We start from the raw sequence: 17,162 nt of genomic DNA on the forward strand, positions 1-17,162 counted from the left end.
AATTAACTAACTGTCGCTAGAGTTTACAAGAAAAATGGCAGGCAGGTTTACTCTTTTGGCAAGTTCCAACCACAGATTTACACGGTTTTCCACAGAAAAACTGCGTACCGTCTACTAAATAACATAATAAATGAATCTGTGGAAATCCGTGTTAATCTATGGCGAATCCTTTCCATAAATTCCCTTCGGGAAGAGGAGCTTCAAGCTCTATCAGTTCTTTTGAGACAGGATGTATGAACCGTACTCTCCGGGCATGCAGACAAATGCTCCCATCCGGATTGGAGCGTGGAGAGCCATATTTCAAATCTCCCTTGATAGGGCATCCCATTTTTGCCAGCTGACAACGAATCTGATGATGACGTCCGGTTTTTAAATCGACTTCGAGCAAATAGTAATTCTCCGAATGACCGATCAACCGGTAATGCAAGATCGCTTTCTTGCTGTTCGGCACTTCTTTGTCGTATGCATAACTTTTGTTCTGCTTTTCATTACGTACAAGAAAATGTACCAGTTCACCTTCCGGTTCTTGCGGAGCATTTTTCACAACCGCCCAATAAGTCTTTTTCACCTCACTGGTGCGAAACATTTCGTTGAGCCTTGTTAATGCCTTACTCGTTTTGGCAAAAATAACAAGACCGCTTACGGGGCGGTCCAACCGGTGTGTCACACCGAGGAAAACATTTCCGGGTTTCTGATACTTCTCTTTCAGATACTGTTTTACAGTCTCCGAAAGCGGCGTATCCCCCGTCTTGTCTGCCTGGACAATCTCGGAAGCGGTCTTGTTGACTACAATGATATGGTTGTCTTCGTATACAACAGTCATTCTGTTCGATTACATATTCATACCACCATCTACCTGAATCACCTGACCTGATACATAAGAAGACATATCAGAAGCCAGGAAGGTAGCGATGTTTGCCACATCTTCAGGAGTACCACCACGACGCAAAGGTATTTTCTTTGCCCATTCAGCTCTTACTTCGTCAGAAAGAGCAGCTGTCATGTCTGTCAGGATGAATCCCGGAGCGATAGCGTTGGCACGGATGCCGCGAGAACCCAACTCTTGTGCGATAGACTTAGCCAATGCAATCATACCTGCCTTAGAAGCAGCATAGTTAGCCTGTCCTGCATTTCCGTGAACACCTACAACAGAGGCCATATTGATAATGCTACCAGCTTTTTGACGCATCATGATAGGTGTACAAGCATGGATGAAGTTAAATGCTGACTTCAGGTTCACGTTGATTACCATATCCCATTGCTGTTCGCTCATGCGCATCATCAAACCGTCACGAGTGATACCGGCATTGTTTACCAATATATCGATCCGTCCGAAGTCCTTGTGGATTTCTTCAACGACCTTTGCAGTATCTTCAAAGTTAGCCGCGTTAGAAGCGTAACCTTTGGCTTTCACGCCCATTGCTTCCAATTCTTTAGCTGTATTTTCTGCATTTTCGTCAATGACAAGGTCAGTAAATGCGATGTTTGCGCCTTCGGCAGCAAACTTAAGAGCGATAGCCTTACCAATACCGCGAGCAGCACCGGTTACAATGGCTGTTTTTCCGTCTAATAATCCCATACTAAAAGTTATTTAATTAAATTTCTGTTCTATGCAGTGCGCCAAACACAATGTTGGACACATATCTATTTCTTGTATCTTCATCCAGATGTGCACCTATATGGCCTCGAATATAAGGAACTTCAATTCCTTTCACACAATAATGTATCAAGTCGGCAGTCATCTCCACATCGTCAATATGGAAAACTCCTTTTGCCTGTCCTTCCAGAAGAACGGCTTTAAAGAGCTGGACTTCCTTTGCATCAAACTTCTTGCGAACTTTTTCCACCCGCCATATATCACGGAAGAAATAAGCACGCAATGTTCCGTTTCGATAGACCACCTCTTTTACCGCGTCCAACCGGGTATATATCATCTCCAACAATTTCTCGTCCGGTGAGATATTTTTCTCGGCCACCCGCTTCATCATATCCGACAGAATATCCAATTCCGATTCCACAACAGCCAAATAAATTTCATCCTTACTTTTAAAATAAGTATAGAGCGTTCGTCTACCTTTTTTAGAAGCAAGAGCGATATCATTCATAGTTGTGTTTTCTACTCCCATCTTCGCAAAAAGCTGACGGGCTACATCTACTAATTTGGCTTTTGTCTTGGATACGGTCATAGGTTACAAATTGCACATTGCTGAATATTTTGAGCAAAAGTAATTCTTTTCTTTAGACCATACAAGAAAATAGAGAGAATATTAACATTTGTATATTAATAGGTGCTAAGAAAAAGTTTCATCATTATTTCATTCATTCTCAACTAAATAAGAAAAAAATGATGATTTACTCGAAAAATATTCAGCAAATTATTTGTTTGTTTCAAAAAAAGCCGTACCTTTGCACCCGTTAAACATCGCGGAGTGGAGCAGTTGGTAGCTCGTTGGGCTCATAACCCAAAGGTCATTCGTTCGAGTCGGATCTCCGCAACTAAAGATAAGAAGAATCGCAGAAATGCGGTTCTTCTTTTTTATGACGACTCTTCTTTACTGGTTTTATTCACAACCTAATTTCAGTTATCAACAAGGATATCAACAAAGTTATTAACAGGTTAATTTGCTTATAACAAGACAATTAAGCATATAGACTCCTTTTCTATCAACAAGGCAGTATTTAGTTATTCACCATACAAAAGCCGGCTGATTCATGAGGGATCAGCCGGCTTTTATGTTCCTTCGAAAAAGGGTATCCTATTGATGTTTATAAAACTTCAGTATCTTTTTCGCATAACGTTTTCCTAATAACAGTTGTGCTTCCGTATTAAAATGAGGGTCTTTCTCATCTTTATACCATCCCAATCCTTTCGATGATACCCAATCGGAATAGGGAATAAATGAAGAAACTTTTTTAATCATCTGATTAAAGGGGACTGTACCTGCTTCTCTTTTCGTCCAGTTCCATTGTGAAATCTGTCCTACAACAACCGGTAGATCCGGCATGTCCAGATCTTCCCGCAAGTCTTTCACCAAAGAAATCAGTTTCTGTTTATACGCTTCCGGATTCGAACAATCGGCTTCTCCCTGATGCCAAAGGATTGCTTTCAAAACACCTCCCTGCTTCATTGCAATCCGAACCCGGGAAAGAGCTTCTTCATAATATCCGTCTTTACTCCCTTTTAGCCAGGAGTTGATGGATGAGCCTCCACGCGCATTTACTACCAGCCCGACAGGACGTTTCGTTTGTCGGGCCATCTCTTTAGCAAAGCCGTAAGCCGGTCCCAAACGCTGCATTGACAAATCTTTCCGAACTGTAGAATAACGATTGAGAGGATTTACTGCCGGTTCAAAATTCCCCTTATCATTCAATAGATACACATTTTGGAGGGTATCCATGACTTCCGGAGTTAATGTTGCACGCCCCGCCATGTTGGATTGTCCGATGCATACATACAAGTCAAAAGAAGACGGAACATTCTCCTTTACATTCCCGGCAAAAGCAAATAAAGATTGCAGGAGGAGAAAAGACAGTAAATAAATAGACCTAAGCATATTGACAGTGTTTATGATTAATAGTTTCTATAAATACGGATAGCGTTCAGAATAGGTTCTCCTTCTTTTTTATGAAAGTCAACACTCAATCCTTTTCCATCCTTCACCGTTACTACAAATTTCTTGATAACAGCACGGGCATATCCGTAATCACGAGCTATGTTGAAATCATCCAAAACAGTCGTTCCATTCATTGAAATTCCGAAGCTACGGTTTCCGGCAAACGTCTGTTCCGAGTCAGCTCCCAGATTATAAACCAACGCTTCCCTCTCTTTGTCCGACTCCAATTCTGCCCAGTACAAATATACGGAATATTCTCCATTCGGTACATCAGCTTTAAAAGATTTTATTCCAACACGTTGAGTCTGGAAGATTGGATTCATATCCGTTCCCAGAATGTCAATATCCGAACCAAGCATACTGCCGAATCCTGTTTTACGACGATAAGAAGTTCCGCCTACAAATCCCCAGCTACCGGGCTTATACTCCTGCTCGGGAATCCATGCTACATTTGCTGTACGGTCTTCAAAATATCTCGGAGAACCCAACATTACATTTATTTCCGTAAATGGAATTGCTTCGTCTTTCAACTGTGAGCCTACCAACTGGAACTGAATCCGGAGCATATCCCGCAATTTGCTATCACCAGCCACGGCAACTGCTTCCAGGAGATTCTCTCCACCAACGAACGGTACGTCGAACAAGGCATAATTATCTTCTACCTTTTTCTTTCCCAGACTTTTATTGTTCACAAACAGCTCTACTTCTTCCGCATTGGAGAATACAGGAACAGACTGAATACATTCTTTCTGTGCAGTATTCACCACTCCCCCACGGCTTTTCCACTCCCGATTACCTATAACAAGTATCGGACGACGTGACAAAGCTGTCTTATAAAACCAATAAACATCCTTCTTCTCCCTGTTTAATCCGACAACTCCTTTATTGTTTACATGAGGAACAGCATCGACACGGGATTCGGAATAAAAATCATTCAGATTCCACAGACTGGAACCGGCAATAAACGGACGTTTCATCATTTCACGGAGATAATGTTTATGATACACCAAACCATATTCCTGTGAGAAGTCGAAACGTTCCGGCTGGTAGGAATGAAGTCCCGGATCTACTCCCGGTCCATATTCCGTAACCATCAACACTTTTCCCTTGTATACCTTATGGGCACGGTCGAGCAAACGTTGAAACTCATTGATATCCGGCTCATACCAGCCTTGATACAAGTTCCATCCCTGAATCATCGGGATTTCGGTCAGATGGGCATCTTCGTAATATTGAGGCATATTATGATAAGCCATCATGGTATATCTTGAAGGATCTTCCTCGCGGATGGTCGCTTCCAAGGCACGGGCTACTTTTTCAGTAAAGCGGTAGTAATCTTCCAATTGCTTGCCTTCGGTATAAGGGCGACGCAGAAAAATCTCATTCATATACCCCCAAATCATAACAGAAGGGCGGTTGAAATCCTGACGTACCATTTCTTTAGCCATCTCAACGGAGTTCTGCAAAAACTCTTCAGTTTCCGTAACAGCATTGACAACGGGGATTTCAACCGAAGTCACAATACCCAGTTTATCACACATTTCCATGATTACAGGATCTTGGGGATAATGTGACACACGCAGGAAGTTCCCTCCCATCTCTTTCAACAGTAGTACATCCTGTACATGCAACTCGTCGCGCAAGGCATTTCCTTTCTGAAAATAATCCTGATGCCGGGCAGTTCCGATTAGTTTACGTCCTTTGCCATTCAGGAAAAAGCCCTTTTCCGAATCAAATTTAAACCAGCGCAAGCCTAACGGATTCACCACTTCATCCAGCAAAGTACCCTTTTTCTTATCGAGAATACGCGTATATACCATATACCGATAAGGATCGTCTATATCCCACAAACGGGGCGAATCTATTTTTATCTTTTTAGAGATGTCTGTCTTTGTTTCACCGGATGCCAGCTTTATTTCCGCATGAGTCTTTTTCACTTCCTTACCATCCGCATCGCAGATTACATTTTCCACCCTGATTTCTGCAGGTTGGAGTGTATTATTCGTCAGTAATGTAGTAATTTCTACCGAGGCTGCGGAGTTGTTCACTTCGGGTGTACGGATATAAACTCCTGACGAAGCATAATCATTCGTTGCAATGTGCACCGGATTCATAAACTGCAGATAGACATCCCGGTAGATACCGCCAAAGAAAGTAAAATCGGCAGATAAGGGAGGAATATTCGGATTATAGACATTGTTCACATAAATGGTAAACAGGTTTTCCTGTCCATAACGCAAATGGGAAGTGATGTCAAAACAGAAACGGGTATACCCTCCTTTGTGTTCTCCCACGAACTGACCGTTCAGATAGAATCGTACTTCCTGATTGGCTCCTTCAAAATAGATCACTGCCTGACGTCCCTCCTGGCTTTTATCTACAAACAATTGTTTCCGGTACCAAGCCGGTCCCCGATAAAATCCCGGAGTTTCGTCGTCTGCATCTTTATTATTCCATGTATGAGGTATATTGACCGTCTCCCAAGAAGAGTCGTCACAGCCGGCCAGCTGCGCTTCAAACGGAGATCCTTTTGTAAATTTCCATCCGTCGTTGATTGTGTATACCACACGCTGTTGCGCCTGTGCCCATCCCACAATAAACAATAGAATAAAAATATAGAGAAACTTCTTCATAATCGATATATACTTATAATTAAAACTTTATTTTACTTTCTCTACCTGTGTAGACGCACTCTTTGCTATCAAGAGCTACACCTTCAGGCAGATATAATTTCACATGCATTTTTATTTGTTCCGGCATACCGGGATAAGTTCCCTCACGCAGTCCAATAGTCAATGTCCGTTCCGAATCTTTCCATTGCATCGGCACTTTCGAACATACACCCTCTTCATAGCGGTAGGAATCACCTTCATCCTCATACCATAAAAAAGCAGCATCCGCTCCTCCATAGATACGCAATTCCAGTTCACGATCGGGATATTCCATCGCATATTGTTTCACTTCTGCCAAAGGCAAGATAGAACCAGCCTTCACATAGAGCGGAAGTATGTCGAGGATATTTGTCTGCATTTGTTCTCTTCCTCCTTCAAAAGCTTCTCCGGTCCAGAAGTCATACCAATATTTACCGCTATGTTCCGGCAGATAAATACAGATGTTCTTTTCTTCCGATTGCGGATGAAATACCGGACGCACCAATAAGGAAGTACCGAACATATAGGCATTATCAATATCAAATGTCCGGGTATCTGTTGTGAAATCCATTGCCAAACCTCTCAACATGGTATAATTATTGGCGGTTACCTGATGGGACATTGAGTAAATGTATGGCAACAGACGGTAACGCAGATAAATATACTTCACTTGATTATCATAAGATAATGTCCCCTCTTCACCGAATTGCCAAATTTCACGCGGCACATTCGTACCGTGAGCACGGAAGATAGGAGTAAATGCGCTAAACTGGAACCAACGGGAATATAACTCTTTATAATCATTACTTTTCAGTCCGTCGGGATATTTTGCATCCCGTTCTGTGACAAAGAATCCTCCCGTATCGGAAGTCCAATACGGAATACCGGACATAGACAAGTTTAAGCCGGCAACCAGTTGTTTGTGCATATTCTCCCATGAAGCCGAAACGTCACCCGACCATACGGCTGTACCATAATGCTGTTGCGAGGCAAAGGCGGAACGAGTTAGGATAAATATACGCTTCTGATCGCTCTCGGCGCGCAGGCGTTGATAGAAGTCCTTTAGCATTTCTAAAGAATAAGTGTTCAGATAACGGTGGAAGCTACCCAGATAAGTATTACCTGCCGATTTGGTCTTTTCTTCCTGCTTCAACTGTGTGAATCCATCCCGGAAAGATGGTTCCGTTGCATCCATCCACCAAGCATCCACACCCATATCATAGAGTCCTTTCTTGAGGTATTGCCAGAAAATATCCCTCGCGACAGGATTGTAGGCATCAAAAACCTTATAACCTGCCCATGTAGGTTCACTAAACAATGCACCGATAGAATCCAAAGACTGATAGACAGCCGTTTCCGGTCCGAATCCGGGCCATACGGAAAGCATAAAATGAACATGGTCCTGTTGATGCAGTTCATCAATAACCTGACGGGGATGATTAAAGTTTGCCGGATGGAAGGTCAGGCTGTTCCAATGAGGTTTGTCTCCCCAATATTCCCAGTCCTGCACAATGTTATCCAACGGAATTCCCCGTTTACGGTATTCTTTAACGACTGCCTTCAATTCATCGAACGACTTATAACGTTCTTTGGACTGCCAGAAGCCATACACCCATTTTCCAAACATCGGCACGTCCCCCGTCAATTCCCGATAACCGGCAACGACTTCGTCCATATTCTTACCATAGACAAAATAATAGTCGGAGGCATCACCTACTTCGGAAGTAAATGAGTAGCCCTCCTTCGTATCTTCAAACTTCGTAGAAGAATAATTATCCCATAAGACACCGTATCCGTTGGTCGAAATAAGGAACGGATTGACAATATCCATATTGGCCTGTAACAGAAGTACAGATTTCCCCCGATAGTTCATGATTCCATTCTGATACTGTCCCAGTCCGTAAATGGCCTCATCCTCGGTAGGAACAAAGCGTTGAGTGACTTCGAGACATTGTTCACCTCCGGCAACCGAACGTTTGAAGTTCCGTGCCTTTCTATCCCCTTTCTCTTTTAGTAATAACTTACCTGTGGATGTTTCCTGAAAAATGAAAGCCGCATCTGCCTTATCAAAAACTACGGAAAGTTCACGGGTGCGAAAGAGCAGCTTCTGTCCCGTATCTTCCCATTTATAATCTTTGAAAGCCGGCTTTTCCGAATCACCCACCAATCTTTTTGTTACCAGCGTATCACCTTCGGGAAAAGACAGAATCCGCACGCACCCCGCCGACATAAACTCGACCCGATATTGAATACTGTCAGATACGAAAGCACATCCCCTACCGTCTTCATGAACCGGAGAGGAACATCCGATGCAGGATAGTACAGATAAAACTAATAACCAATTAAAACTCTTCATCCATGCATTTATTTGACTGAGTAGATCGTATAACCCAATGACAAATTACGAACTACGACATTTCCTTTTAAATAGAAAGTAGGCATATTGAATCCATTCATGATATTATCCTTATACAATTCTACTTTTGCGCTTTTCCATTCACCTGTATTGTCGGTACGTATCCGGGATACAATTTTAAACGGCTCTTTCGGTTCGCGCTGTGTAGATGAACGTATAAAAAGAGATTCATTTCCCTTGTCCAGGTATTCAAAATAGAGATACCCTACATAGTTATTCATTTGTAATTTGGAAACCAGCTCTTTGGGCAAAGAGATAGAGAGAGTTTCTTCGGCATTGTAACCACCGGATTTTCGCTTTCCCTGAATCTTCATGTCCGACTCACGCAAACGCATCATCTCAACCGCCAAAGCGGATTTTGCTGTCTTGACATCATTTTCTATTTGTGACAACAAGCCTATCGCCACCGGATAACGTCCCTGGCTAATCAACAATGCCGCCTTATCGAGCGAACGTTGACAAGCGGATACGTCCATCTTCGTCTTTTCCAGGAAACGGGCTTCTTTTCGCAGCCGGAAAAGCATTAAAGGTAAGGTTAATCCACGCTCGTCCGCCTGTTCGTCTTTGAATTCCGCTGCATACTTTAAAGTCGTACGTAGTTCACGGTCACCGTTTTCAATGGTCGGCTCTATTTCGTGTCCTTCGGTATAGTCACTCCACGAAGCGATAAACATCATGTCCAGGCTGTCCTTCTCTGCCATACAGAACTTCCACATACTTTGATAAGTTTCTCCATTGTTACGAGGGATATAATAGAAGTGTCCACGTCCCCAGCCTGCACAGCCCCGGTTATCCATTCCCGGCATGGCAAATCCCGACTTAATGGTATAAGCAGGATTGTTACTATGCCAAATTGAATCACGGAAAGGTTTCATAAACTCAATAACATCATCCTGAGTGGCGTAATTATCCCATTCGGCATGTGCCTGATCTCTTGTACGGACACGGGCAGGAAGCCATGCAGTCGGTATTTCTCCCACTTTTTCCCAAGCATCCATATCATCACTGCGGGTGACGGGAATGTATTTATCATTTTCCAGTTTTCCCCAATCCGCCCAACGGCGTAAGGCAACGGGCTGCCTCATTCCTTGCGGAAACTTCACTTGTGATAACACTTTCTTGTATTCATCGACTTTCGCTCCGGGACCGAAATGATAAAAAACAGGCATTCCTTTCACCATAGGAGCAGTCGGACCTGTGAAGACACTATCTACCAGATATTGATAACATTTAGCCATGTATTCGGTCTTTGCCTCACGGGTGTTAACTTCCGGATAAATCTTCGTAATCCAGTCATAATATAACCAACCGTCGCACCAGTTTACGCCGATTTCAAAGTCATACTTTGCTGCCACTTTCTGCATCTCACGCAGCAAGATGTCATTTTCGTGAGGCTTGAACCCCCATTCGATAAAGAATCCATCTATCTTAGCCGCTTTTGCCGACAATATCTGATATTCGATATAATCGGGATCGAGATTGGACTGCATTCCGACTTGGGGATAAGCCACTGCCGCTATCTCATGCCGCCCTTCACTATCTATCAGATCGGCATTATAACACAGCGACTTCCTTCCGGTACTTGATTTTTCCGTATCGGCATACATTTCCCAACGGCCCAACTTTCCGTCATGCTGCCGGGTGTAACGTACACCGTGGAAGTCGGCATACACTTTCTTTCCATTCTGCGCCAAGGCCGGTAATGCGATAGATACCAATAAAAAAAGAAGAAGTTTCCTCATTGTTCCAAACTTAATTATTCAACTTATGTACTTAATCAATCTTCCACCATACTTAATCAGTCCTCACTCAACACGAAATCATGCTTTTCCGGATAACTGAAAAGATTGTCTATCATCCAACGGCCTTTATAAATCTTGGCTCCGTCCATTTTGAAAAGTTCTTCTCCCTTCTCATTTACAAGTCCTTCTGCCCACCACTCTTCAGTCGGTTTCAACATCAGGATTCCATCCGGTCCGTTGCAGATACTTTTTATATCGGCTATGCTGTAAACTTTCTCGCAAGTAGGTTCGGTAGAGTCATTAGTCGTAGCGTCGGTAACTCCAGTCAAATCAAACTTATAGACAGCCGAAGCAGCAGTAAGCCATAATTTATCTTCTTCACCATATACCGGGAACAAATCATGCCCACCCGATTCATTGCTGAATGTATAAAGGGTAGTCTGATTTATTAACTTGGGATTACTCCGGTTGCCATCGTACTTAAAACGGAATAATGCAGTCACTCCCTCTTTTTTGGTAGCTGTAGCATAAAGATACGATCTTTTCTTATCCCAAACAACATTATGCGCATTACCCAACTTCACCGTATTAGCTTTTGCTCCCAATACCTTAACCGTGTCAACCACAAAGGTATTGATTTCACCGGATTTAGATTCTGCCGTCACGATATTTCCATCGGGCAATACCTCCGCAGAGTGGGGATTCTGTCCGCAATTTGCGTAGAACATTAATTTATGATCGGACAAACGGATTAAAGCCACAGCTCCGCCGGAGGCAGTCATCAAGATATAGCGTCTATTGAAAACCGGTTTTACTTCACTCGGATTAACAAACCAACCCTGCTGTGCAGCAGGAACACAGGCTGTATAAGGATCCCAACTCCAAATATTGCGGTGCGTCTCCGCATCTCTGATGACAATAGCCCGTCTGGATTGTTCCGCCAGTACATAAGCCTTTTCCGGAAGTTGAAAGATTTCATTTTTTACTACAGGAGCGGCATCATCATCGGAACATGCTCCCAAAGCTATATTAAATCCTAAAAGGATTGCAAATAAACTAAACTTCTTCATGGTCATAACTATTTTAATTCTAAATATTCAATTTGTCTATTTAAAGTTTCCGTCAATCTATTGAACCGATTTTGTATCGTTATAATCGATCAATGAATGAACTGAAAGATTCAACTGCCGCATGTGCGACAGAAAAGATTCATAAGGTTCGTATTCGATGGAAACCACTCCTTTATTAGAAGCTTTTCCGTTAGAATCGTAACCATCATTATACTCAAAATGTACCCAGCCTACACAGTTTCGAGTTTCAAGCAAACGAAGACAGAAGTTCTGATAAAACTCACCTCTATTTTTTTGTGTATGCACCAACCAGCCACCTCCTTCAGTATTAGCATATCCAGTTCCCTGATAACTGGCATCTTCCGCTTTTATATAGAATTCTGAAACTAAAAAAGGTTTCGCTCCACACCAGACTTTCAGGTTTGCCAAGAAATCTGCCTCCGGTTGCCAACGTGCATAATAGTTGACGGAAACAAGATCGCAATAACGAGCACACGCTTCCACCACTTTCTGATTATATTTACTCCAATCATGCAGACGTGTTCCCAATATCAAATGCTCTTTATCATATCGTCTGACGGTAGCGGTGGTCAACTGATAATAATAATCAGCAACCATCCCCCGGAAATCTTCCTGATTTTTCTTGGTTATCACTCCGGTAGAAGCTATACCGTTATCCCGCATAAACTTTTCTGCATACTCACGAGCAGCTTTATAGCGTTCGGGCAAAGACAAGAAATGTTTCAGATCAATTCCTCGCAAAGGGTCAGCATTCTGATAACTGGCAAATGGCAATTCATTGTCAAGATAGAAACCTATAAAATGCCGGTCACCGGCAAATAAAGCTGACTTCTCTTGTACGAGACGATCTATGTACGTAGCAAATGTGGGTTCAAAAAGAAGAACTAAGCGATTATATTTGTCATCATCAAACGCGTAGCCCAAATTCTTACTCATATCCCACATAAAGGTACGAAGCAGATACAGATTCTCTGCATAAGCAATCTTTTGCGTTTTAGGGGTCAACAAGTTACCACGTACTGCAGCAGGAAATACTTCAATACGGTTCGAGCCATACGAAATATAGTTTATATGATTGCCTGCTAACAGTTTGCCAGTCTCTTCACTCCATTGCGCCTCACTACCGTATCGAGTACCGAAAGCCTTCTTATGAGCAGTAGATTCTCCCGGACGAACATGCTGAATTCCATGAATGATAACAGCTCCATTATCCGGATCGAGCAAATAAGAACGGCCTCCACAATAAGCCACTCGGAAAAAGCCTTCTTTTCCAACCACAGATGAAGGTTGCAAACCGATTCGTCCTCCCCATGCAGTCCGGCTATAACCCGAAGAGGGAGTATACCAATTCATATTATCAATGGTACGTGTTTCCCTTGAATCTGCCGTTGTCCATGCCTGGAAAGTTCCGTTCTGCCACTTCCGGTATTCTACATTCATAAAAGTATATTCATCTTTTTCCAAAGGAGTATCTTCTCCTTCCGGTTTCAAAGGTTCTATTTCGTTGGAAGAGGAGGAACAGCTAAACGTCAACTGCATCAGTCCGACCAAAGATAAAAAGAGGAAATACCTATATATTATATGTTTTCTCATATTACTTTCAGCTACTGCACATTATTACTTAACCATCGTATTTGTTATCAGTCGCATCTTTCGTATACTCTATCTACGGTTCACCGGATAGCTGTTACTAACTCTCGCGTTGGCTATTAATAGAAAAGTTATTCTCTACAAGGAGAGAACTCCCTTCCCCCTTGTTGCAAACTTCTTTTATCCCTAACATAAACTATAAACGAAAGCTTTGTTTTTATAATTGAAATCTTTGTTTTTATAAACGCAACTTGCATTTATAAAAACGGAAGCTTCGTTTATAGTTTGTATCGGACAGAGAACAACTTTATTCCCAATGAAAGGGAAGTTTAGTCTTAATAGAAAAGAAGTTTTCTATTAAGACTTCAGACGGTAGGTAATACTACCCTGCTTACTTCTTCTTAGGGAATTTGATTTCAACCGTTGCTATCTGTTTGGTCGTATTATTATCCATCTTTCCGGAGACATCAAGTACCTTCATGACACCGTATCTTTCTCCACCGGCACTTGAATTACCACTAGTCTTAAATCCAATCACACTGCCGACAAAGTTATCAATTGTCATATACACTTTCTGATCGGCACTTCCGGCCAAATATTCATTCTTAATAGAAGAACGAGAAGCCGCATCGTAATCAAAGCCTGCCGGGAATAACACAAATTTTGTCATATTCTTAGCCGGCAGATTGCTCAAGGACTTTCCGCCCGATCCTTTATACAGACTATTCTTGCTATCTACATTCTCCATCGAATAGAAACGGAAAGAAAGAACACTATTAGCAGAATTTATAAAGAACTTTATATCAACATTCTTAGCACTTTCCACACTGGAGATAGCTTCATCTACCGAATACGTTTTCATATCATTCAACGAAATCAGAGCGAACGGTTCGGCATTGGCCAATACATGACTGCCAACCTTAAGTTGGACAACTTCCATATTCACATAGGTCTTTACGATCCCTATAACTTCCTTGCCTTCCCGACCATCAGAAACAACCACCTTGAGTTGAGATGTTTCTTCTGTCAGTTGCACCTTAGGCTTATAATCAAAATTCTTGTTATCGCCCACTATCTGCTCACGGAAAATCTCTGTACTTACTCCATTCTCCACCCGGAAGATAGCTACCTGTTTTACACCGCGAACGGATTCGATGTGCATCGGAACTTCCGTATCTACTCCTTCATCAGTAGTAATAAGCTCTTTACCCAAAGTCAATACAGGAACCGGAACAGTCTTATATGACACCTGCAAAGTAGAAATTGTGATATTACCATAGATATCTTCCGCTTTCACTTTAAAGCCCTTATCGCCTTCTTTATATTCTATCAGTTCATCGTGCTCATACGTTTTGTCGCCATTCAGTATATCACTGCCTTTCGGTGTTTGTCCGTCCGTAGAGACCAAGAATCTTTCCACTTTCTTCAAACCTGCTTCCGAAACAATTTTAAAAGTAGTACGAGGCATTACCGGATTCTCATCCATTTCATCATATATAATCTCTTCCGGGTCGAATGTTATGACAGGACGTGCCATTACATCGGTAACAGCAATTGGTAAAGTTCCGCTCGTAACATGATTCAATTTATCCGTAGCCTCAATGATAAAGGCTTCGTAATTTGCATTGTATTCCAGATTTTCAGACAAGCTGTAAGAATTGGGATTAAAAAATTCAGTCACCGTTTTATATTCGGTCACCCCCTCCACTGTCTGCAATTTCATTGTCACACTCTGGAGTCCGGCCTGCGACTTTATGACAGCCACTACCGGCAGATTATCTACTTTATTTAAATCCACATCCAGTTGTTCCATCGGGAATTTAATCACAGGAGCAGCCGCATTAGGATCCAGACCATCATTATCATCGCTACAGGCAGCAAAGCCCAGGCAAAGTCCTAGTATTAATAAGGTATATATTTTACGAATCATAATTAGTTCTCTTTTTAATTAACTGTGGTTATTTGGAATATTTGCAATAGTTCTCAAATATATGAATCACACCGTTCGTCGGCAGAATGTTGCTAGTCTTAGCCTGACGCTGTGGAGATTTCCCGTTGCTTCCGGTCTGATTCACCAGAATCTTACCTACTGCAGCCTGCCATGGGTTTTTCCATACAGACATTGTCATCAGTCCATTCTCTCCTTTCAGCATCGTCAATACGAACATCGGTTCCACCTGCAACTGTCCATAAGAACTATATTCACCGTCTACAATGTGATAAAGCAACATGTTCGTTACTTTCTCTTTATCACAATCGGTAATGGATGCTGCACCTGCAAATTCATTTTCACGATACAACTGCATACCTGCATTATTCAAAGCCAGAAAAGTATATTTATTGTCAGTCTGGGTATAATAGTCCTTCAGACCTGTATACTCAATAGCTGCTATCAACTCCGAGAACATATCTTTGTGATCTTGGAAATATTCCCACGCTGTCACTTTTACATACGGATCATCCACCGAAGGCTCATAATCATAATTCTTCTGCAAGTCCAGGTCACAGCCGGTCAATGCCAATATCGCCCAACAAAAGAAAAGGGTCTTATATAATATTGTCTTTTTCATTGTTTCTACCTTTTTTAGTTGTTAGTATTACCATAATACGTGTTCTGCACAATCTTCGGATTTTCCAAGATATGTGAATAGTGAATCGGGAAGAGTTCGTTTCCGTCCTGTTCCATTCCGTTAATCGGTTTCATCACTTCCTTCCACTTTCCGGTACGCAACAAGTCAAACCAGCGGCGTCCTTCGCCGGCTAATTCCACTTGCCGTTCACGCAATATATAATTAACGACTTCGTCTTCAGAAGCAAAATCATTTTCAGTCAACGTGTTCAATCCGGCACGGTCACGTACAGTTTTTACTAAATCCAAAGCTTCACCCCATTTTCCCTGATGAGCACGAGCTTCTGCTTGCAACAACATCATATCTGTGTAACGATAAATTGGATAGGCTACTTCGCATGTCTTATTCAAAGAGTTACTGATGTCACCTGCCATATATTTACGCAATTCATTTCCATTCTGGTAATTCTTCACCGTATAATCTTTGCGCAAATCACCTTTCATATCCTTTTCATCAAAGATGCTCATAAACTTGTCGGACATAACTGCCGCACGGTTTCCTGAACCGGAAAACCATTGATACATATAACTGTAACCATTCGTGCCGACTTCATCCATGTTGAAATGAACAAGGAATATTAACTCTCTGGAGTTATATTCATCATTTTCGGGCGTATCATCCGAAGGCTTATTGTTCAGTTCTTCTGTAAACATGGTATGCCAAGTAGCAATGTTAGGTTCGAAGTCTACAAAGCGTCCACCCTTTTTGGAGGCAATAGTTGCCATTTTATCAATGGTTTGGTCAGCCAGATTATATTCTTCAGCCCACATATAAGCGTCCGCCATGATAGCCCATACGCCACAGATAGAAATACGCTTGCGTTCGTAATTCTTATTACGGTTAATCAGGCTTTCCGCCTTTTTCAGGTCAGGAAGAATAACATGTTCCAGAATATAATTCTTATCTGTACGTTCCTTATAGATAGCCTCCGAATACTTTTCAGTAGGTTCTATAAACAAAGGTACGTCTCCCCAGACACGGATAGCATAGAAATAAGCCAGAGCACGCAACGCATACGCTTGTCCGAGGTAATCATTACGGTCTGCCACATCAGGCATACTGATATTAGGAACATATTTGATGGCCAGATTGGTCTGGTTAATCATCTGATACAAGGTCGTCCATTTCGCACATTTCTCGTCCGTAGACATCAGGTTGTTGATCACACGTGCCTGATCGGCCATCACTGGTGCTCCGGGAGCTACGTTATCCGAACGGAACTCACCCCAGTAAAAATAATTCTCGCGTAAAGTGGAACGCAACAGTCCGTAGATTTCATTTATACCTGCCTTAGCGTCGCGGGCGGTCTGCCACATGTCACCTGCCGGGATCTCACTCACCGGTTCCTCATTCAGAAAGTCTGAACAGCTATTCAATGATAGAGCCAGGCATACAGCTCCAACAAAATATTTTATATTCTTCATACGA

12 protein-coding genes and 1 tRNA gene are annotated in these 17,162 nt (G+C 42.3%); 1 reads left to right on the top strand and 12 read right to left on the bottom strand.

Going from position 1 to position 17,162, the window contains the following annotated elements:
* Positions 1 to 151: 151 nt before the first annotated feature.
* From BSCG_RS10745 to BSCG_RS10735, 3 genes are read right to left on the bottom strand one after another with little or no spacing between them, the layout of a single operon-like run.
* Complete coding sequence (locus BSCG_RS10745; protein WP_004299905.1) at positions 152 to 823, bottom strand: RluA family pseudouridine synthase; 672 nt, start codon at positions 821 to 823, stop codon at positions 152 to 154.
* 9 nt (positions 824 to 832) lie between these two features.
* The gene (fabG, locus tag BSCG_RS10740) at positions 833 to 1,579 is read right to left on the bottom strand and encodes a 3-oxoacyl-[acyl-carrier-protein] reductase (protein ID WP_004299904.1); all 747 of its coding nucleotides are present in this window, start codon (positions 1,577 to 1,579) and stop codon (positions 833 to 835) included.
* Between the two features lie 16 nt (positions 1,580 to 1,595).
* The gene (locus BSCG_RS10735) at positions 1,596 to 2,186 is read right to left on the bottom strand and encodes a TetR/AcrR family transcriptional regulator (RefSeq protein WP_004299903.1); all 591 of its coding nucleotides are present in this window, start codon (positions 2,184 to 2,186) and stop codon (positions 1,596 to 1,598) included.
* Positions 2,187 to 2,423: 237 nt separating this feature from the next.
* Here BSCG_RS10735 and BSCG_RS10730 point away from each other — a divergent pair.
* Positions 2,424 to 2,496: transfer RNA gene (locus BSCG_RS10730), tRNA-Met, on the top strand.
* A 260-nt stretch (positions 2,497 to 2,756) separates the two neighbouring features.
* Here the strand turns inward: BSCG_RS10730 and BSCG_RS10725 are convergent.
* The 9 genes from BSCG_RS10725 to BSCG_RS10685 all read right to left on the bottom strand — a co-directional run bounded on the left by BSCG_RS10725 (position 2,757) and on the right by BSCG_RS10685 (position 17,158).
* Complete coding sequence (locus BSCG_RS10725; RefSeq protein ID WP_008645237.1) at positions 2,757 to 3,554, bottom strand: sialate O-acetylesterase; 798 nt, start codon at positions 3,552 to 3,554, stop codon at positions 2,757 to 2,759.
* 17 nt (positions 3,555 to 3,571) lie between these two features.
* Positions 3,572 to 6,247, bottom strand: coding sequence for a glycoside hydrolase family 2 TIM barrel-domain containing protein (locus BSCG_RS10720; RefSeq protein WP_004299901.1), 2,676 nt, complete (start codon positions 6,245 to 6,247; stop codon positions 3,572 to 3,574).
* 19 nt (positions 6,248 to 6,266) lie between these two features.
* Entirely contained in the window at positions 6,267 to 8,621 is a 2,355-nt protein-coding gene (locus tag BSCG_RS10715; RefSeq protein WP_008776390.1) for a TIM-barrel domain-containing protein, read from the bottom strand.
* 8 nt (positions 8,622 to 8,629) lie between these two features.
* Positions 8,630 to 10,423 carry a glycoside hydrolase family 71/99-like protein gene (locus BSCG_RS10710; RefSeq protein WP_032849583.1) on the bottom strand — a complete coding sequence of 598 codons (1,794 nt, stop codon included), beginning with the start codon at positions 10,421 to 10,423 and terminating at the stop codon, positions 8,630 to 8,632.
* Positions 10,424 to 10,479: 56 nt separating this feature from the next.
* Positions 10,480 to 11,493, bottom strand: coding sequence for a DUF6528 family protein (locus BSCG_RS10705; protein WP_004310453.1), 1,014 nt, complete (start codon positions 11,491 to 11,493; stop codon positions 10,480 to 10,482).
* A gap of 57 nt (positions 11,494 to 11,550) precedes the next feature.
* The gene (locus BSCG_RS10700; protein WP_032849584.1) at positions 11,551 to 13,107 is read right to left on the bottom strand and encodes a hypothetical protein; all 1,557 of its coding nucleotides are present in this window, start codon (positions 13,105 to 13,107) and stop codon (positions 11,551 to 11,553) included.
* A gap of 388 nt (positions 13,108 to 13,495) precedes the next feature.
* Positions 13,496 to 15,034 carry a hypothetical protein gene (locus tag BSCG_RS10695; protein WP_008776393.1) on the bottom strand — a complete coding sequence of 513 codons (1,539 nt, stop codon included), beginning with the start codon at positions 15,032 to 15,034 and terminating at the stop codon, positions 13,496 to 13,498.
* Positions 15,035 to 15,062: 28 nt separating this feature from the next.
* Positions 15,063 to 15,674 (bottom strand): fasciclin domain-containing protein, encoded by a 612-nt coding sequence (locus BSCG_RS10690; RefSeq protein WP_004304976.1) that lies wholly within the window; start codon positions 15,672 to 15,674, stop codon positions 15,063 to 15,065.
* 14 nt (positions 15,675 to 15,688) lie between these two features.
* Positions 15,689 to 17,158 carry a RagB/SusD family nutrient uptake outer membrane protein gene (locus BSCG_RS10685; protein WP_008776394.1) on the bottom strand — a complete coding sequence of 490 codons (1,470 nt, stop codon included), beginning with the start codon at positions 17,156 to 17,158 and terminating at the stop codon, positions 15,689 to 15,691.
* Between the last annotated feature and the right edge of the window lie 4 nt (positions 17,159 to 17,162).

The sequence above is a fragment of the Bacteroides sp. 2_2_4 genome (assembly GCF_000157055.1).
Classification (GTDB): domain Bacteria; phylum Bacteroidota; class Bacteroidia; order Bacteroidales; family Bacteroidaceae; genus Bacteroides; species Bacteroides ovatus.